Annotated in this window: 15 protein-coding genes; 9 read left to right on the top strand and 6 right to left on the bottom strand. The window is 75.6% G+C overall.

The features are described 5' to 3' along the window. Positions 1-78: 78 nt before the first annotated feature. From ACIQBJ_RS00075 to ACIQBJ_RS00055, 5 genes are read left to right on the top strand one after another with little or no spacing between them, the layout of a single operon-like run. Positions 79-1,176, top strand: coding sequence for a LacI family DNA-binding transcriptional regulator (locus ACIQBJ_RS00075; protein WP_400700793.1), 1,098 nt, complete (start codon positions 79-81; stop codon positions 1,174-1,176). A gap of 6 nt (positions 1,177-1,182) precedes the next feature. Continuing rightward, entirely contained in the window at positions 1,183-2,643 is a 1,461-nt protein-coding gene (locus tag ACIQBJ_RS00070; protein WP_400700790.1) for a glycoside hydrolase family 43 protein, read from the top strand. A 17-nt stretch (positions 2,644-2,660) separates the two neighbouring features. Then, the gene (locus ACIQBJ_RS00065; protein ID WP_400700787.1) at positions 2,661-4,655 is read left to right on the top strand and encodes a beta-galactosidase; all 1,995 of its coding nucleotides are present in this window, start codon (positions 2,661-2,663) and stop codon (positions 4,653-4,655) included. Next, on the top strand, positions 4,652-6,931 hold the full coding sequence (locus ACIQBJ_RS00060) for a glycosyl hydrolase family 95 catalytic domain-containing protein (protein ID WP_400700784.1): 2,280 nt from the start codon (positions 4,652-4,654) through the stop codon (positions 6,929-6,931). Before ACIQBJ_RS00065 ends, ACIQBJ_RS00060 begins: the two co-directional genes overlap by 4 nt. A 6-nt stretch (positions 6,932-6,937) precedes the next feature. Then, positions 6,938-7,918 carry an acetylxylan esterase gene (locus tag ACIQBJ_RS00055; protein ID WP_400700781.1) on the top strand — a complete coding sequence of 327 codons (981 nt, stop codon included), beginning with the start codon at positions 6,938-6,940 and terminating at the stop codon, positions 7,916-7,918. A 78-nt stretch (positions 7,919-7,996) separates the two neighbouring features. Here ACIQBJ_RS00055 and ACIQBJ_RS00050 read toward each other — a convergent pair whose 3' ends face one another. Continuing rightward, entirely contained in the window at positions 7,997-10,171 is a 2,175-nt protein-coding gene (locus ACIQBJ_RS00050) for a tetratricopeptide repeat protein (RefSeq protein WP_400700778.1), read from the bottom strand. 171 nt (positions 10,172-10,342) lie between these two features. Between ACIQBJ_RS00050 and ACIQBJ_RS00045 the strand changes: the two genes are divergently transcribed. Continuing rightward, entirely contained in the window at positions 10,343-11,206 is an 864-nt protein-coding gene (locus ACIQBJ_RS00045; protein WP_400700775.1) for a CHAD domain-containing protein, read from the top strand. A 64-nt stretch (positions 11,207-11,270) separates the two neighbouring features. Here the strand turns inward: ACIQBJ_RS00045 and ACIQBJ_RS00040 are convergent, their stop codons facing one another. Further along, complete coding sequence (locus ACIQBJ_RS00040) at positions 11,271-12,107, bottom strand: uracil-DNA glycosylase (protein WP_400700772.1); 837 nt, start codon at positions 12,105-12,107, stop codon at positions 11,271-11,273. A gap of 159 nt (positions 12,108-12,266) precedes the next feature. Between ACIQBJ_RS00040 and ACIQBJ_RS00035 the strand changes: the two genes are divergently transcribed. Continuing rightward, positions 12,267-13,199, top strand: a complete 933-nt coding sequence (locus tag ACIQBJ_RS00035) for an SPFH domain-containing protein (RefSeq protein WP_400700769.1) — start codon at positions 12,267-12,269, stop codon at positions 13,197-13,199. On the opposite strand, the gene ACIQBJ_RS00030 is transcribed toward ACIQBJ_RS00035, so the two are convergent. Further along, complete coding sequence (locus tag ACIQBJ_RS00030; RefSeq protein WP_400700766.1) at positions 13,171-14,025, bottom strand: hypothetical protein; 855 nt, start codon at positions 14,023-14,025, stop codon at positions 13,171-13,173. The genes ACIQBJ_RS00035 and ACIQBJ_RS00030 overlap by 29 nt on opposite strands. 165 nt (positions 14,026-14,190) lie before the next feature. Here ACIQBJ_RS00030 and ACIQBJ_RS00025 point away from each other — a divergent pair, with 165 nt between their 5' ends. Then, the gene (locus tag ACIQBJ_RS00025; protein WP_400700763.1) at positions 14,191-14,640 is read left to right on the top strand and encodes a CBS domain-containing protein; all 450 of its coding nucleotides are present in this window, start codon (positions 14,191-14,193) and stop codon (positions 14,638-14,640) included. Between the two features lie 112 nt (positions 14,641-14,752). Here ACIQBJ_RS00025 and ACIQBJ_RS00020 read toward each other — a convergent pair whose 3' ends face one another. The 3 genes from ACIQBJ_RS00020 to ACIQBJ_RS00010 all read right to left on the bottom strand — a co-directional run bounded on the left by ACIQBJ_RS00020 (position 14,753) and on the right by ACIQBJ_RS00010 (position 17,363). Continuing rightward, positions 14,753-15,697 (bottom strand): SGNH/GDSL hydrolase family protein, encoded by a 945-nt coding sequence (locus ACIQBJ_RS00020; protein WP_400700760.1) that lies wholly within the window; start codon positions 15,695-15,697, stop codon positions 14,753-14,755. Positions 15,698-15,830: 133 nt separating this feature from the next. Beyond that, the gene (locus ACIQBJ_RS00015; RefSeq protein ID WP_400700757.1) at positions 15,831-16,619 is read right to left on the bottom strand and encodes a metallophosphoesterase; all 789 of its coding nucleotides are present in this window, start codon (positions 16,617-16,619) and stop codon (positions 15,831-15,833) included. A 321-nt stretch (positions 16,620-16,940) separates the two neighbouring features. Further along, positions 16,941-17,363 carry a PaaI family thioesterase gene (locus ACIQBJ_RS00010; protein ID WP_400700754.1) on the bottom strand — a complete coding sequence of 141 codons (423 nt, stop codon included), beginning with the start codon at positions 17,361-17,363 and terminating at the stop codon, positions 16,941-16,943. 108 nt (positions 17,364-17,471) lie between these two features. Here ACIQBJ_RS00010 and ACIQBJ_RS00005 point away from each other — a divergent pair, with 108 nt between their 5' ends. Beyond that, positions 17,472-18,629 (top strand): PP2C family protein-serine/threonine phosphatase, encoded by a 1,158-nt coding sequence (locus tag ACIQBJ_RS00005; RefSeq protein WP_400700751.1) that lies wholly within the window; start codon positions 17,472-17,474, stop codon positions 18,627-18,629. The last annotated feature ends 92 nt before the right edge of the window (positions 18,630-18,721 follow it).

Here is an 18,721-nt window from a genome sequence, read left to right as displayed (position 1 = left end):
AACGCACGACCAGGCGTCAGTAACCTGAGGCCACCGGGGCCGCACACCCCACCGACCAGGAAAGCAGGAACCGAACCCATGGTGACTCTCGCCGACGTCGCCCGGCACGCGGGCGTCTCGCCCAGCACCGTCAGCTACGTGCTCAGCGGCAAGCGCTCGATCTCGGAGGCCACCCGCCGCCGCGTCCAGCACGCCGTCGAGGAACTCGGCTACCACCCCAACGCCGGCGCCCGCGCGCTCGCCGGACGGCGCTCCCACATCATCGCCCTCGTCGTGCCGCTGCGCACCGACGTCTACGTGCCGATCATGATGGAGATCGCCGTCTCGGTCACCATGGCGGCCCGTCAGCACGGCTACGACGTGCTGCTGATCACCAACGACGAGGGCCCCGACGGGGTCCGCCGGGTCGCCGCCAGCGGCCTCGCCGACGGCGTCATCCTGATGGACGTCGAACTCGACGACGAACGCATCCCGGTCCTGCGCGACCAGGGCATCCAGGCCGCCACCATCGGCCTGCCCGCCGACCCCGCCGGACTCTCCTGCGTCGACCACGACTTCGCCGCCGCCGGCGCGCTGTGCGCCGACCACCTCGCCGACCTCGGCCACCGCGACATCGCCTTCATCGGCTACGCGCCCGCCGTCTACCACCGCCACGCCGGCTACGCCGAACGCACCCTGACCGGCTTCCGGGAGCGCGCCCGCGAACGCGGCCTGAGATTCCTCCACCGCCCTTGCGAGGGCACCTACGAATCCACGGCCGGCACCCTGGCCCGGGTCCTCGCCGACCGCCCCGACACCACCGGCTTCGTCGTGCAGAACGAGAACGCCATCGGCCCGCTGCTGCAACTCCTGCCCACCAGCGGACGCACCGTCCCCGAGGACGCCTCGGTGGTCGCGCTCTGCCCCGAACAGCTCGCCGAGCAGTACGCCCCCGGCCTCACCGCCGTCACCGGACCCGCCCAGGAACTCGGCCGGGTCGCCGTCGACCAGGTGATGCGCCGGATCGCCGCCGCCGAACGCGGCACCGGCCCCGAGGACGAACTCGTCCTGCTCGCCCCCGTCCTGACGCCCCGGCAGAGCAGCGGTCCGCTGCTTGCCCCGCTCGCCCCGCTCGCCCCCGTCCCGACGGCCGCGGCCCCACCGGCCCCGCCCGCCCCGTTCGCCCGAAGGAGGTAGCCCCCCATGCCGGCGACCAATCCGGTGCTACCCGGCTTCCACCCCGACCCCAGCGTCTGCCGGGTCGGCCCGGACTACTACCTCGCCTGCTCCAGCTTCGAGTACCACCCCGGCGTGCCGATCCTGCACAGCCGCGACCTGGTGCACTGGCGGCAGATCGGCAACGCCCTCGCCGACCTGCCGCTGCCGCCCGGCACCCCGTCCTCCGGCGGCGTCTACGCCCCGACGCTCCGCCACCACGACGGCCGGTTCCACCTGATCACCACCGAGGTCGGCACCGGCACCCTGCTGGTCACCGCCGAGGACCCGGCCGGCCCCTGGTCCGCGCCGGTCCGCCTCCCCGACGTCCCCGGCATCGACCCCGACCTCGCCTGGGACGAGGACGGCACCTGTTACTGCACCGTCGCCGGGATCGCTCAACTGCGGATCGACCCGGCGAGCGGAAAGGCCCTGGAGGAGCCCCGCCCGCTGTGGTCCGGCACCCGGCAGGCCCCCGAGGCCCCGCACCTGTACCGGATCGGCGACCGGTGGTACCTGCTGATCGCCGAGGGCGGCACCGAACGCGCCCACAGCGTCTCCGTCGCCCGCTCCCGCCGCCCCGACGGCCCGTTCGAGCCCTGCCCGGACAACCCGCTGCTCACCCACGCCGGACGCCGCAGCCCGATCCAGAACACCGGCCACGCCGACCTGGTCCAGGGCCCCGACGGCAGCTGGTGGGCCCTGCTGCTCGGCGTCCGCCCGCGCGGCGGCACCCCCGGCTGGCACCCGCTCGGCCGCGAGACCTTCCTCGCCCCGGTCCGCTGGGTCGACGACTGGCCCGTCATCGACGAAGTGCCCGTCGAACTCCCCGACCTTCCATGGGAGTCGCACCCCTGGCCGGCCGAGCCGACCCGCGAAGACTTCGACGGCCCGCTGCCCCCGCAGTGGCTCTCGGTCCGCGACCGCCCCGCCGACCGCGTCACCACCGGACAGCGCCCCGGCTCGCTCACCCTGCACGCCCGCGACGGCCACCTCGACGACACCTTCACCGGCCTGCGCCAGCAGCAGCACGCCGTCCGCGCCCGCACCCGGGTCGACACCGCCACCGGCACCGGCGGCCTCGCCGTCCGCCTCGACGACGAACACGCCTACACCGTCGAGGCCGACGGCCGCCACGTCCGGGTCACCACCCACCTCGGCGGACGGGCCACCGTCGCCGCCGAACGCGCACTCCCGCACCACGACGTGGTGCTGCGGGTCGAGACCGCCCCCGCCGCCGAGCGCGGCCCGCGCACCGGCCCCGACGCCCTCGCCCTCGGCTTCGAACAGCCCGACGGCGCCTTCGAGCCGCTCGCCACCCTCGACGGCCGCTACCTCACCACCGAGGCGGCCGGCGGCTTCACCGGCCGCGTCATCGGCCTCTACGCCGCCCGCGGCACCGCGCACTTCGACTGGTTCGAACTCCAGCCCCTCGGCCGGGGCGACTGAACGGACAGGAACACCCCATGCCCGACCTGCACGACGCCACCCGCGGCCGCCTCCTCTACGGCGCCGACTACAACCCCGAACAGTGGCCCGAGGAGACCTGGCAGGAGGACGTCCGCCTGATGCGGCAGGCCGGCGTCACCACCGTCACCGTCGGCGTCTTCTCCTGGGCCCGACTCGAACCCACCCCCGGCGCCTACGAGTTCGGCTGGCTCGACCGCCTGCTCGACCTGCTGCACGCCCACGGCATCGGCGTCGTCCTGGCCACCCCCACCGCCTCCCCGCCCCCGTGGCTCGGCCACCTCCACCCCGAGACCCTGCCGCGGGCCGAGAACGGCACCACCGTCTGGTACGGCTCCCGCAACCAGTTCTGCCCCTCCTCCCCGACCTACCGCCGCCACGCCGCCGCGATCACCGAACAACTCGCCGCCCGCTACGGCGCCCACCCCGCGCTCGTCATGTGGCACATCAACAACGAGTACGGCACGCACTGCTGGTGCGACGCCACCGCCGCGCACTTCCGGCGCTGGCTGCGCGACCGCCACGGCACCCTCGACGGACTCAACTCCGCCTGGGGCACCGCCTTCTGGAGCCAGCACTACGCCGACTGGGACGAGATCCTGCCGCCCCGCCAGGCCCAGTACATCCGCAACCCCGCCCAGCTGCTCGACTTCGCCCGCTTCACCTCCGACGCCCTGCTGGAGTGCTACACCGCCGAACACGCCGTCGTCGCCCGGCACAGCCCCGCCGTCCCCGTCACCACCAACCACATGCCGTTCTGGCGCGGCCAGGACGGCTGGGCCTGGGCGAAGGAACAGGACGTCGTCGCGCTCGACATCTACCCCGACCCCGCCGACGCCCTCGGCGCCCAGCACGGCGCCCTCGTCCAGGACCTCGCCCGCTCGCTGGCCGGCGGCCCCTGGATGCTGATGGAACAGGCCGCCGGCGCCGTCAACTGGCGCCCCGTCAACCGCCCCAAGCCCGCCGGGCTGATGCGCCTGTGGTCGCTGCAGGCCGTCGCCCGCGGCGCCGACGCCGTCTGCTTCTTCCAGTGGCGCCAGTCCCGGCAGGGCGCCGAGAAGTTCCACTCCGCGATGCTCCCGCACTCCGGCCCCCGCAACCGGGTGTACCGCGAGGCCGCCGCCCTCGGCGCCGACCTCGACCGGCTCGGCCCCGCCGTCGCCGGCGCCCCCGTCCCCGCCGACACCGCCCTGCTGCACGACTGGGACGCCTGGTGGGCGGGCGAACAACCCGGCCGCCCCTCCGAGTTGCTCGACTACCGGGAGAACGTCACCGCCTGGCACCGCGCCCTCTGGGAGGCCAACCACACCACCGACCTGGCCCACCCCGCCGCCGACCTCACCCGCTACCGGATGGTCGTCATCCCCTCGCTCTACCTGCTCACCGACACCGCCCTCGACAACCTCGCCCACTACGTCCGCACCGGCGGCACCCTGGTCTGCGGCTGGTTCACCGGCGTCGCCGACCACCAGGACCGCATCCGCCCCGGCGGCGTCGACGCCCGACTGCTCGACGTCCTCGGCCTCGCCGCCGTCCACCAGTGGTGGCCGCTGAACGAGGGCGAGACCCTGCGGTGCACCGGCACCGAGGACTTCCCAAGCTCGCTGTGGGCCGAGGAGTTGGAGACCGCCGGGGCCGAGACCGTAGCCCGCTACGCGGACGGCGACCTCGCCGGACTCCCCGCCGTCACCCGGCACGCGTACGGCGCGGGCGCCGCCTGGTACCTCTCCACCCGCCCCGAACCCGACGCCCTGCGCGCCCTGCTGACCCGCGCCGCCCGCGCGGCCGGACTGCGCCCGACCGTCGAGGGACTGCCCGCCGGAGTCGAGGCCGTCCGCCGCGGCGAACTGCTGTTCCTGCTCAACCACGGCCCCGAGCAGGCGAAGTGCGAAGTACCCGGGCACTGGGACGACCTGCTGACCGGGCACCGCCTCGCCGCCACCGTCGCCCTGGAGCGCCACGGCGCCGCCGTCCTGCGCCCGGCCGCCCCGTGAACGGCCCGCGCCGACGCGGAAGTTGGGAACCCGCCCCGGCCACCCGCTGGGAGGACGCCTACCTCACCGGCAACGGCACCCACGGCGCCATGGTGCACGGCCGCACCGGCGAAGAACTGATCGTCGTCAACCACCACCTGCTGCTGCGCCCCAACGGCGGCGAGCACGCCCTCGCCCCCGACCTCGCCGGGGAGTTGGAACACCTGCGGGACGCCGTGCTGACCGGCCGGGCCCGCGCCGCCGTCGCCCGCCACGTCACCGGACCGCTCCAGTGGGTCCGCCCCTTCCACCCCGCCCTCGCCCTCCGCCTGCGCCGCACCGCCGCCGTCCCCGCCGCCCCCGCCGCCGCCCCCGTCATCCCCGCCGCCTACCGGCGCGAGATCGACCACCGCACCGGCGTGGCCACCACCCGCTGGGACGGCCACCGCGCCGACACCTTCGCCTCGCGCGCCGACGACCTGATCGTCCACCGCGAAGTCCGCACCGGCACCGTCCGACTGACCCACCACTGGCAACTCGACGCCGCCCCGCAGGACCTGGCCGTCGACACCGCCGCCGCGACCGAACCCGGCGGCGCCGTGCTGCGCACCGACGTCCGCCACCCCGGCGGCTCCGGCCACGGCTACACCTGCTGGACCCACGTCCGCGCCACCGGCGGCACCCTGCGCACCGAGCAGGACGCCGTGCACGCCGAGGGCTGCGCCGAAGTCCTGCTGCTCACCCGGGTCCACCCCTGGGAGGACCCGGAACCGCCCCCGCTCCCCGACCTCCCGTACCCCGAACTGCTGGACCGGCACACCGCCCGGCACACCCCCGCCTACGACCGGGTCGACCTCGACCTGCACGCCCCCGAGGAGCACCGCGCACTGCCCGGCTCCGCGCTGCTCGCCGACCCCGACACCCACCGACTCGCCCTGCTGGAGCGGCTGTTCGACGCCGGGCGCCACCACCTGCTCAGCTCCGCGGGCGTCCTGCCGCCCCGGCTCACCGGCCTGTGGACCGGCTCCTGGGACACCGCCTGGAGCGGCGCCCTCACCTGCGACGCCAACCTCAACCTGCAGATCGCCGCCGCCACCACGGCCGCCCTCCCCGAAGTCAGCCACGCCCACGCCGCCTTCGTCGCACGGCAGTTGGACGACTGGCGGAGCAACGCCCGCCGCCTGTTCGGCCTCCCCGGCCTGGTCGCCCCCGCCCACACCGACGGCCGCACCGGCCACGCCTACCACTACAGCGAGGACCACCCGCTGCACCTGTGGACCGCCGGCGCGCACTGGCTGCTGCAACCCCTGCTCGACCACGTCGACACCACCGGCGACACCGCGCTCGCCGACACCCTGGTCCGCCCCGCCCTGCACGAGACCGCCGACTTCTACCGCGCCTTCCTCACCCGCACCGGCCCCGACGGCCGCCTCCAGTACGTCCCCTCCTACTCGCCCGAGAACACCCCCGCCGGCGCCGACAGCCCGATCACCGTCAACGCCGCCATGGACCTCGCCGCCGCCCGCCACACCCTCACCGCCACCGGCCACCACGCGCTCGCCGACCGGCTGCCCCCCTACCTGCTCAACTCCGAAGGCGCACTCGCCGAATGGGCCTGGCCCGCCGCCCCCGACCGGCAGCAGCACCGCCACCTCAGCCACCTGCACCCGGTCTGGCCGCTCGGCGACATCAACCCCCTCGACACCCCCGCCCTCGCCCGCGCCGCCCACCGCGCACTGCGCCTGCGCGGCAGCGAGAACCACTCCGCCCACGGCCACCTGCACCGCGCCCTGATCGCCGCCCGCCTCGGCGACGCCGCCCTGCTCGGCGAAGCCCTCGACGCCGTCCTCGACGGCGCGTTCTTCCACCCCTCCCTGATGAGCTCGCACTACCCCCGCCTCGACGTCTACAACGCCGACGCCGCCCACACCCTCCCCGGCGTCCTGATCGAGGCACTCCTGCACTCCACCCCCGACCGCCTCGTCCTGCTCCCCGCCCCGCCCGCCCGGCTGACCCGCGGCACCGTCCACGGCCTGCGCACCCGCTGCCGGATCGAACTCACCACGCTCTCCTGGGACCTGACGACACATCAGGTCTCCGCGACGCTGACCGCCGACACCGACCGCAGCGCCACCGTCCACCTCGGCACCGACCCGCACCGCCCCCCGCTCCACCTCGACCTGCGCGCCGGACACCCCACCCTCGTCCACCTCGACCTGCGCGCCGCACACCCCGCCCCCGTCCGCCCCGTTCCCGCGCACCCCGGACCCGCCCGCCCCGAACCCGACCGGAGCTGAACCGCCGTGCCGCTCACCGACCTCGACCTCGACGAACTCCTCGCCTACCGGCCCGAGTTCACCGAACCCGCCGGATTCGACGCGTTCTGGGCCGACACCCTCGCCACCGCCCGCGCCCGCACCGGCCCCGTCACCGCCGAACTCCGTACCGACACCCGCCTCACCGCCTTCGACGTCCACGACGTCCGCTTCCCCGGCTGGAACGGCGAACCCGTCGCCGCCTGGCTGCTGCTGCCCCGCGGCACCACCGCACCGCTGCCCGTCGTCGTCAAGTACCTCGGCTACACCTGCGGCCGCGCCCTGCCCACCGACCACCTCGTGCCGCCCGCCGCCGGCTACGCCCACCTCGTCGTCGACAGCCGGGGCCAGGGCCACGACACCCCCGACCGCGGCGAGGGCGACGGCACCCAGTGGGCCGAGGGCTTCATGACCCGCGGCATCGAATCCCCGGCGACCTACTACTACCGCCGCCTGATCACCGACTGCGTCCGCGCCCTCGACGCCCTCCCGCACCTGCCCGGCACCGACCCCGCCCGCGCGATCGTCTCCGGCGCCAGCCAGGGCGGCGGCCTCGCCCTCGCCACTGCCGCCCTCGCCCCCGACCGGGTCGCCGCCCTGCTCGCCGACGTCCCCTTCCTCTGCCACTTCCGCCGCGCCGTCCGGATCACCGGGGACGGCCCCTACCCCGAGATCGCCAAGTACCTGCGCTGGCACAGCCGCGAGAAGGAGGAACAGACCCTCGCCACCCTCGACCACTTCGACGGCGTCCACTTCGCACCCCGCGCCACCGCCCCCGCCCTGTTCGGCGTCGGCCTGATGGACCCGGTCTGCCCGCCCTCCACCGTCTTCGCCGCCTACCACCGCTACGCCGGCCCCGCCGCCATCGAAACCTGGAACTTCGGCGACCACGGCGGCGGCCACGGCTCCACCCCCGGCCGCCAACTCGCCTGGCTGGCGTCGATCGGCCTCACCCCGAAGGCCCGGTGACGGAACCGCCCCGCCGGGACCGCCCGCCGGAGCCACCCCGCCGGAACCGCCCCGCCGGAGCCGCCCCCGTCCGCCGGGTCAGGCGTTGCGCATGGCCACCAGCAGCCGGGCGGCCTCGACCACCAGCGGATGGCGGTCGCCCCACTCCGCCCGGGCGTCGGCCAGGACGCCCCGCAGCATCCGGGCGGCCCGCAGCCGCTGCCCGGCCCAGCACTCGGCGACGGCGAGGCCGATCCGGCTCCGGAAGGTGTGCGGATGGCGCTCGCCGAAGACCCGCAGGTGATCGTCCAGCACCGTGCGGAACATCGACACGGCCACGGCCGCGTTCCCGGCATCGAGGTGCGCGCTCGCCAGGTTGTGCCCGATCCTGAGGGCGTGCGGGTGATCGGCGCCCATCGTCCGCACGCAGTCCGCCAGCGCCTGTTCGATCACCGGGACGGCCTGCGCCGCCCGGCCGGCCGAGCTGTGCGCGCTCGCCAGGTCGACCCGGGCGTTCAGCGTCTCCGGATGGTCGGCGCCCAGCACCCGGACCGCGTCCCGCACCGCCTGCTCCAGCAGGACGATCGCCTCCGCGAGCCGGCCCGCCTCCTTGAGGGCGGACGCCAGGTGATCGCGGCAGTAGCCGATCCGCAGATCGTCGGGGTCGAGCAGCCGCAGTTCGTCGGCCAGCAGCTCCTCGAACAGCCGGACGGCCCGCGCGGAGTCCCCCGCCCGCAGACAGGCCCGGGCCAGCAGCGAGCGGGCGTCGAGCAGCTGCACGCCCTCCCGGCCCGCGCCGCGCAGCTCGTCCAGCGCCGCCTCCAGCAGCAGGACGGCCTGCTCGACGGCCCCGGTCTCCAGCAGGGCGGTGGCGAGATTGGCCCGAGCGGTGAGACCGTCCGGATGGTCCGCCCCGTGGCGTCGCGCGAAGCCGGCGGCCGAGCGCTCGAAGTGGGCGATCGCCTGTTCGAGCCGGCCGTGGTGCAGCAGGACGACACCGCTCCGGTTGACCAGGTTGTCGAGGGAATCGCCGTCCGCCTCCGCCGGCGCGTGGCGGACGAGCGCCTCGACGTGCGGCAGCAGGGCCCGCCAGACCGACCAGGCCGTCGGGTCGTTCGGATCGGGAGCGGCCAGGTCGAGCAGCCCGACGGCCCGGTCCCGCGCCGCCACGACGTCCCCCGGCTGCCGGTGCGGGTCCGCCGGGTCCGGGGTGCGGGCCAGCGACTGGAGCAGGCGATGCACCGTCAGGGTGCCGTCCGGGGCGGTCCGGAGCATGCTGTACGCCGCCAGCCGGCCGATCGCGTCGTCGACCTCCAGCGGCGTGCCGAGCGGGCCCAGCAGCGAGCGGGGCACCCGCTCCGGCGCGTACCAGGCGAGGACCCGCAGGACCTCGACGGCGAGCGGGGTGCCGGCCAGCCGGTCCAGGGTCAGCCGCCAGACCAGGGCCGTGGTGCGGGCGCCGTCACGCCCCTCGCCCGTCCGGTGGTACATCTCGGCCGGGTACGCGGCCAACAGCTCCAGGTACCGGCGGGCCGTGGTCCCGCTCTGCGCGACGTACGCGCCCGCCTGCTCCACCGCCAGCGGCAACTGCCCCAGCTCCGCGCACAGTTCGGCGCCCCCGTCGGCCGCCGCGGCCGCCCCGGCGATCCGCGCCAGCAGGTCGTACGACTCCGCCGGGGCCAGCACGTCCAGCGGGACGGCCGTCGCCGTGTCGTGCCACCCCGTGGCCCGCCGCGTGGTGATCAGCACCCGGGTGGTCCGCAGGCGCCCCAGCAGCCGGGACACGTCCCCCGGGTCCTCCACGTTGTCCAGCACCAGCAGGCAGTCCTCGTGCGCCGCCAGCCACTGCACGGCCCGCTCGCCCAACTGCTCCGGCGGCAGCGCCGAGAGCTCCGGCTGCAGCACCCGCGCCAGCTCCGCCAGACCCGCCTCCAGGGCCTCCGGGCCGTCCGCCGTGATCCACCGCACCGGGCGGCCGCCGCGCGCCCACCGCTCCGCCCAGGCCGCCGCCAGCGCGCTCTTGCCGATCCCGCCCAGCCCGTGCACGGCCTGCACCACGGCCGCCCCCGGAACCTCGAACGCCGCGTCCAGCAGGGCCAGTTCGCGCTCCCGCCCGACGAACGCCGCCTGCCGCGAAGGCAGATCGGCCAACCCCGGCGGCGCGGCCACCTCGGCGACCGGACGCACCGCCCCGGCCGGCAGCCGGACGATCGTGGTGTGGTCGCCCGTACTGACCACCCCGGTGAACGCCCCGCCCCCCGTGTGCAGGCCCACCGCCCGGGTACCCGAGGCCGTGACCCGGCCACTCCCGTCGGCCGCCGGTCGCACCACGACACCACCCCCTCACCGCCCGTCATCGTAGTGCGCCCACCCGCCCGGCGCGGCGCGCCCCCGGAACGGAGCGGACCCGACCTACCCTGGAAGCACGGAAGGACGTGGCAGCGGATGGGACACCGGATCGGCGGCACCGCGGGGGACGTCCTCACCGCGCGCCTGCGCACCCAGACCGCCCGCCTCGCGGCCCTCGAACCCGACGTCCGCGCCGACCGCCCCGACGCCGTCCACCGGATGCGGGTCGCCGCCCGCCGCCTCCGCAGCGCCCTGCGCACCCACCGGCGCCACCTGCGCGGCGACCGCACCCGCACCGAGGACGAACTCCAGTGGCTCGGCCGCGCCCTCGGCCGGGCCCGGGACGCCGAAGTGCTCGGCACCCGCCTGCTCGCCCAGGCCCGCGAACTCCCCGACGGCACCGACCGGGCCCGCGTCCTCGCCGAGATCACCACCTGGAGCGAACGCGAAGCCCGCGAAGCCCGCCCCCAGGTGCTCGCCGCCCTCGACGGCGAACGCTTCCGCCGCCTGCTCGCCGAACTCACCGCCCTCGCCGCCGACCCGCCCCTCACCGCCCGCGCCGCCCGCCCCGCCGCCCCCGAACTCACCCGCACCCTGCGCCGCGAACACCGCCGCACCGCCGAACGCCTCGCCGCCGCCCGCCGCGCCCCCGACGGCCCCGCCCGCGAACGCGCCCTGCACGACGCCCGCAAGGCCGCCAAACGCGCCCGCTACGCCGGCGAGAGCGTCGGCCGCCCCGCCCGCGGCTTCACCCACCGGATGCGCGTCCTCCAGGACGTCCTCGGCCGCCACCAGGACGCCGTCGTCGCCCGCGACACCGTCCGCACCCTCTCCGACGGCGGCTTCGGCTACGGCGCCCTCTACGGCCGCCAGACCGCCGAACTCGCCTTCGCCCGCGAACTCCTCCCCGCCACCTGGGAACAGGCCGCCCGCCGCCCCCAACGCCTCCGCCGCGCCTGAACGCCCCCACCGCCACCCCATCGCGCGCGCGGGACGGGTGCCGTCGGCATCGGGCGGCGGCTTCCTACGGCTCCCGCGGCGCGGTCGGCTCCTGCGGCGCGGTCGGCTCCAGGCCGGCCGCGAGGGCGGCGGTGCGCAGCAGTTCGTCGACCATGGCGGGAGTGAGCCGCCCCGTGTACGTGTTGCGCGGGCTGACGTGGAAGCAGCCGAACAGGTGCAGCGGCGCGCCGCCGTCCGCGGCCGGCAGGACGGCGTGCGCCCCGTGCCCGAACTTCGGCTTCGGGCGCGGCACTCGCCACCCCGAGGCGGCCAGCGCCGGCAGCACCGCCTGCCAGGCGAAACCGCCGAGGGCGACCACGGCGCGCACCGTCGGCCGCAGGTACGCCAGCTCGCGGACGATCCACGGGCGGCAGGTGTCGCGCTCCGCGTTGGTCGGCCGGTTCTCCGGCGGGGCGCAGCGCACCGGATCGGTGATCCTGACACCGGCCAGCTCCAGCCCGTCGCCGCGCCACACCGAGTGCGGGCGGTTCGCCAGCCCGAGGCGGTGCAGCGAGGCGTACAGCAGGTCGCCGGACGGGTCGCCGGTGAAGATCCGCCCCGTCCGGTTGCCGCCGTGCGCGGCCGGGGCCAGCCCGACCAGCAGCAGGCCCGCGTCGGCCGGACCGAACCCGGGGATCGGTCGCCCCCAGTACTCCTGGTCCTGGAACGACCGGCGCTTGACCCGGGCGGTCTCCTCCCGCCACTCGACCAGCCGCGGACAGGCCCGGCAGTCCACCACCCGCGCGTCCAGCCCCGCCAGGCCGTGCACCTGTTCGAGCTGCCGGAGCGGTGATTCGGGCCCTTCGAGCGGCGCGGGTGGTTCGAGCGGTTCCGGACGTTCGGGCGGTGCGGGCGGTCGCATGCCGCCGATCCTACGGCGGAGCACCCGGCAGCCGGGGAGCGCCGCAAGGCGGGGCGGGCGGAGTAGCGTGGAGGTACGGGCCCGCGGTGCCGCCCCGGATCCTTCCGGACCGTTCCGGCACCGGCTCGGCGCCCGCGTGCTCGGGGCGAGGTGACGGCGATGGTCGTGGTCGACGCGGTGATTGCGCTGCTGGTGGTGCTGGCGGTCTACGCCGGCCTGAGCGTGCGCATGGTCCAGCAGTACCAACTCGGCGTGGTGTTCCGGTTCGGCCGGGTGCTGGACGGGGTGCGGGGCCCCGGCCTGGCCCGGATCGTCCCGGTCGCCGACCGGATGCGCCGGGTGAACGTCCAGATCGTCACCATGCCGGTGCCCGCCCAGGACGGCATCACCCGGGACAACGTGACCGTCCGGGTCGACGCGGTGGTCTACTTCAAGGTCGTCGACCCGGTGAAAGCCATCGTCAACGTGCAGGACTACGGCTTCGCGATGTCCCAGGTCGCCCAGACCTCGCTGCGGTCGATCATCGGCAAGAGCGAACTGGACGACCTGCTCGCCAACCGGGAGCCGATCAACCAGGGGCTCGAACTCATGCTGGACAGCCCGGCGTTGGGCTGGGGCATCCAGATCGACCGGGTCGAGATCAAGGACGTCGCACTGCCCGAGTCGATGAAGCGCTCGATGGCCCGGCAGGCCGAGGCCGACCGGGAGCGGCGGGCCCGGATCATCACCGCCGACGGCGAGTTCCAGGCCTCCGCCCGGCTCTCGGAGGCCGCGAAGGTGATGGCGCAGACCCCCGCCGCGCTCCAACTGCGCCTGCTGCAGACCGTGGTGGAGGTCGCCGCCGAGAAGAACTCCACCCTGGTGCTGCCCTTCCCGGTCGAACTGCTGCGCTTCCTGGAGAGCTCCACCGAACGCGCCACCGCGGAGGCCGCCCGCGCGACGGCGGCCGGGCCTGCGGGGGCCGGGCCTGCGACGGCCGGACCCTCGGCGGTGGAGCCCGGGGCGGACGAGGGCGTCGAACAGTTGGAGCTGCCGGAGCTCCCGCGGCTCCCCGCCCCGGCCGTCAACCGGCCTGCGGCGGCTCGACCGTGATCGCGTCACCGGTGGCGGCGTCCAGCAGCACCCGGTCGCCGAGCGGGCGCGAGAGCCGGTACTCGACGGGCGTGTCCACCAGCAGGTCGACGCAACTGCCCGACCGCACGGTCGTCCGGCCGATCAGCACCACCACCCGGTCCGTCTCGTAGACCCCGCCCGGGAGCACCTGGTCGCAGGCCCCGTGGGCGACGGACACGCCGACCGTCGACCCGTCCGCCGAAGTCGCCGTCCAGCGGTGGACCGCGGCCAGCCCGCCCATGCCCGCCTCGGGGACCGGCGGACGCCCCGGGCCGGCCACGGTCGCGGCCACCGCCGGGTAGCCGAACGGCCCGGAGTAGCCCTCGACGCTGAACTCCCAGGTCGGGACGGTCGCCTGCCACCGGCTGGTGAGGATCTGCCGGGTACCGGCGCGGACCGCGTCGATGACCAGCGGAGCGGAGCAGTCCGTACAGGGCCCGCCCGCGGTCAGGCGCGCGGCGACCCGCGCCGCCGGGACCAGGGGCAGTGTCAGGCTCGCCCCGCCCGACCAGCGGACCTCCCCGCTGCCCGGGGCGTCGGGCAGCGCCACCCGCAGCGTGAGCCGGCTGGCCTCGAACGCCCGCCGGTCGGCATCGTCGTGGAACCCGCCCGGCGGCAGCCACTGCTCCGGGAGGTTCCACGGCCAGTACTCGGCCAGCCAGGCCCGCTCCTTCGCCGACCCCGGCCAGGCCCGTGCCACGTCGGCGGCACGCCGGGTCGACGCGCCCTCGACCGGGGGCGCCGCACCGACGGGGGAGGACCCCGTGGCCGCTCCCACCACCACGACAAGGAACAGGGCGGACAAGAACGTTCGAGATCGCATCGGGCACCCCCCGGGTTCGGGTACGGCGGTGGCGCGGCGGTGGTACGACGACGGTCCGGCGGCGTCCGGTGGCGACCGTCCCGGGCCCGGGGCGAGCATGGAAGTCGGCAACGGACACAGGACACAGCGACCTCGGGAGGTCCGGCCATGACCACCGCGAAAGAGATCATGCATCCGGGAGCGGAGTGCGTCACCGGCGAGCAGACCCTCGCCGACGCCGCCCGGATCATGCGGGAACGCGACGTCGGCGCGCTGCCGATCTGCGACGAGCGGCAGAAGCTGCTCGGCATCCTGACCGACCGCGACATCGTCCTCAAGTGCGTCGCCGAGGGCCGCGACCCGAACACCGTGCGCTGCCTCGAACTCGCCGTCGGACGCCCGATGGTGATCGAGGAGGATGAGGAGACCGACCTGGTCCTGCGCATCATGGAACAGCACCGGGTCCGCCGCCTCCCCGTGATCAACCACCCGGAGCACGAACTGGTCGGGATGATCAGCGAGGCCGACATCGCCCGCCGCCTCCCGCAGGACCGCCTCGCCGAGTTCGTCACCGCCGTCACCGCCCCCGCCACCCCCACCGCCCCCGCCGCTCGCTGACCACGGGCGTTCCGGCGGGGACGGTCGGGACGGGTGCGGTGCCGGCGGGTGCGGCTCGGATGCACGGGGTGCCAACGGGTGCGGTGCCGGCGGGTGCGGTGCCGACGGTTCGTCAGCGCGGGTACTGCCGGGGCAGTTCGGCGAGGAAGGCGTCCGCGATCACCCGGTAGCCCGCGTCGTTGGCGTGGATGTCGCCGCGCGCCATGTTGGTCCACTGCAGCACCCGGGCCACGTTCAGCGGCACCTGCTGCCCGCCCAGCGGCACCGACGGGAAGAACGAGTACGTCGAGAATGCGCCCGCCACGTTCGCGGTCGGCACCCCGTGGCGGGCGTCCACCGCACCGATCACGGCGTTCAGCGCGCCCGCCAGCGGCACCGACGCGGTGGCCGTCGCCCGCCCCTGCGCACCGGTCGTCCAGACCGCCAGGAACGGGTCGTACAGGTCCATGCCCACGATCCGGGTCCGCGGACCGGCCGCCGCCCGCAGTTCGCCGAGGATGCGGTCCAGACCGGTCCGGACCTGGTCGATGCCCTTGAGCGCGCACGGCAGGTCCAGCGAACCGCCCGCCGCGCACCGCTGCACGTCGTTGGCGCCGATGTCGATCGTCACCAGCGTCTCGTCGTTCCGGTGCGCCCTCAACCAGGCCACCGCCGCCGCCAGTTGCGAACCGGAGAAGCTGTGCGGGTACGGGCAGCCGCCGTCCGCCATGGTGCCGGTGGTCTCGCCCGGGCAGCCCAGGTCGGTGAACTCGAACGGTCGGCCCTCCGCCGCCGCCCGCGCACCCAGCGTTCCCGCCAGGTCCTGCGCGTAGCCCCGGCCCACCACGTGCCCACCGCCCGGCGTGGACTGGTAGCCCGCCGCCAGCGAATCGCCCAGCGCCAGGTAGTACGCGGTGCGGTGCGCCCCGCTCCGCCCCCGATCCTGGCCCTGGTTCCCGTCCGCGGCGGCGGGCACGGTGGCCGCGCCCAGCAGTGCGACGGCGGTCAGCGCGGCGGAGAGCAGGGTGCGACGCAGCGGCGCCGGACGGGACGAACGGGACGGGCGGGACGGGTGCATGAGTGGTTGCCTCCGGACGGCGAGGGATCGGCCAGGGGAGGCTACTGCCCGGTACGCCCCGAGGGGTAGGGGTGTGCACGGGCGAACACCCGGCGTGCGACGGGCAGTTGCGCGCCCGACCGGCCACGGGCCCTCACCCGGCGGGGCGGATCAGCCGCAGCGCCCCCTCCGGCGAGCGCTCCAGCAGGGCCAGCGCGTCACTGCTGTTGCTGTCGCCGCCGTGGTGGTCGCGCAGGATCGACAGGCAGGTGACCGTCGTCGAACCGATCCGGGCGTCCAGCGGGCGGTGCATGTGGCCGCAGAAGTGGTGACGCGGCCTCAACCGCTCGACCAGCGAACGCAGTTCGGGACGCCCGACCGGCCGCTCGCCCGGCGCCCCGGCCGGCAGCAGCCCGGCCGGCCAGTCATGGGTCAGCAGCACGTCCACCCCGCCCGGGACACGCCGTCCCTCGGCCGACAGGCGGGCCACCTCGGCCGCCGTGTAGTAGGTGCGGTCGCGGACCGACGTGCGCACCGGCCGCGCCGCGTCCGTCACTCGCGCGGAGTGGATGCCCGAGAGGAACGCCACCCGCAGCCCCGCCACCTCGGTGACCCCCGCCCGGCCCAGGAACCGCACCCCCGGCGCCCACTCCCCGGGCCCCGCCGCGTCCAACGCCGGCCACGGCTCGTGATTGCCGCCGATGAAGAACAGCGGCGCGCCCAGCGCAAGTTCACCCGTCGCCACGAACGGGAAATCGCCGAGCCTGCGGTACTTCGCCGGACCGTGCACCCCCGCCGCGTCCACCTCGTCCCGATTGGCCTCCACATCGCCCACCGCGAGCACCGCGTCCAACGGGCCGTACGCCGCCCGCACCGCCGCCACCCGCTCCGCGAGCAGCAGGAACTCACCGTGCACGTCACCCACCACCAGCACCCGCGACACCGGTCCCCCTCCGCCCTGTTCGCCGCCGGAACCGGACGGTAGCCGGGCCGGGGCGGGGACGGAAAGCGATTTCCCGTTGGGGTGCGGAGCTGTCCGGGCGGAGATGGAAAGCGGTTTCCCGTTGGGCGCGGGGCGGTCGGGGGAGAGGGGGAAGCGGCTTCCCTTTGGGCGGAGGGCAGTCGGAGGGAGGGTGGAAAGCGGTTTCCCGTTGGGCGCGAGGCCGCCCGGAAGCAACGGGGAAGCGCTTTCCCGCCGGGGGAGGGACGCCCGGGCGACAACCGGGAAGCGCTTTCCCGCCGCCCCGGGAGAACCGGCGCCGGATCAGCCGGGGAAGGCGTACACCGTGGTGGCGTGGGCGACCGGGTCGTCCGGGGCCTGCGGGGTGGCCAGCACGATCTCGGCGAAGGCCATCCGGCGGCCCAGCTTGGTCAGCCGGGCGGTGACCAGCAGATCGGTGTCCCGGGCCGGGCGCTGGAAGGTGGTCGACAGCTGGACGGTCGTCATCGGGGCGAAGCCGCCCAGCGCCGCCGACACCGCCACCACCGTCGCGGTGTCCGCCGCGGCCATCATCGCCTGGCCGGACAGCCCGCCCCCGTCCCGGGCCAGCCGGTCCGACCAGGGCAGCCGGAGCACCGCGTGGCGCTCACCGGTCTCCACGACCGTCAGCCCCAGGTCCTGGACCCAGGGGGCGAAGTGGTCGGCGAGGATCTTGTCCGCCTCGGCGGGCGTGAGGGTGGTGGCCATGGCGCGATGGTAGGACCCGGCGGTCACACAGCGCCATAGGCCCTGTGCGCAGCGTGCCCCGGGCGTGGCCGTTCGTGGTCCGCCGCCCGCACGATGCATGGTGGTCGGATGGGAGTACGGCGGAAGCTGGCGGGGCTGCGCGGCGAGTGGCGCGCCGGGCACCTCATGGTGCTCGTGCCGCTCGCCCTGATCGTGCTGATCTCGGTCGTCGACACCTCGCTCTCCCCGGACATCCACCTCGGCCCGCTGCTGGTGATCGCCCCCGCCCTCACCCCGTCCTTCGCCGGCAGCCGCACCACCGCCCTGATCGGCCTCCTCGCCGTCCTCGCCCAGGCGGTCGTCGCCGTCCTGCACGGCGGCCTGTTCACCCCCAACCACGAGGCCCAGCTCGCCGCCCTCGCCCTGCTCACCGGCGCCCTGGTCGCCTACTGCCGGGTCCGCGAACGCCACGGCCGCGAACTCGACCAGGTCCGCGCCGTCTCCGACACCGTCCAACGCGTCCTGATCCGCCCGCTCCCCGACCGGGCCGGACCGCTGCGCCTCGCCGCCCGCTACCTCGCCGCCGCCGACGGGGCGAAGGTCGGCGGCGACCTCTACGCCCTGGTCCGCGCCGACGGAGCCACCCGCCTGCTGATCGGCGACGTCCGCGGCAAGGGACTCGACGCCGTCGGCGACGCCGCCGCCCTGCTCGGCGCCTTCCGCGAACTCGCCCACCGGCACGAGGACCCCGCCGAACTCGCCCACGCCCTCGAAGCGTCCTACCGCCGCCACCTCGCCGAACTCGCCGCCGACACCGGCCAGGACGTCCACGAGAACTTCGTCACCGCCCTCGTCCTCGACCTCCCCGACCGGCGGCCGGTCCTGCGGATCGCCGACTGCGGACACCCGCCGCCCCTGCTCCTCGGCCCCGACGGCACCCGCGCCCTCCCGCTGCGCCGCACCGCGCCGCCGCTCGGCATGAGCGCGCTCGGCCCCGTCGACCGCCGCACCGAGGAGTTCGCCTTCCCGCCCGGCAGCACCCTGCTGCTGCACACCGACGGCGTCACCGAGGCCCGGGACCGCACCGGCGCCTTCTACCCGCTGGCCGCCCGCGCCGCCCGCCTCCCGCAGCCCGCCACCCCCGCCGCCCTGCTCGACGGGTTGCGCCGCGACCTGCTCCACTACGTCGGCGGCCGCCTCCCGGACGACGCCGCCCTGGTCGCCGTCCGCCGGGAGGCACGGGAAGCAGGTGAGGCAGGGGAAGCACGGGAGGGACAGGGGGCTTAGGAGCTGTCCGGCCGATCATGTGACTGTCGCTTGATCTGCTCGTTGTTCCGGGCATGGGGCGGGGAGAACGTGGTGATCTGTCGGACGCGGAG

The sequence above is a fragment of the Kitasatospora sp. NPDC088391 genome, from assembly GCF_044753345.1.
Taxonomy (GTDB): domain Bacteria; phylum Actinomycetota; class Actinomycetes; order Streptomycetales; family Streptomycetaceae; genus Kitasatospora.
This window is presented reverse-complemented; position numbering and strand designations above follow the sequence as displayed.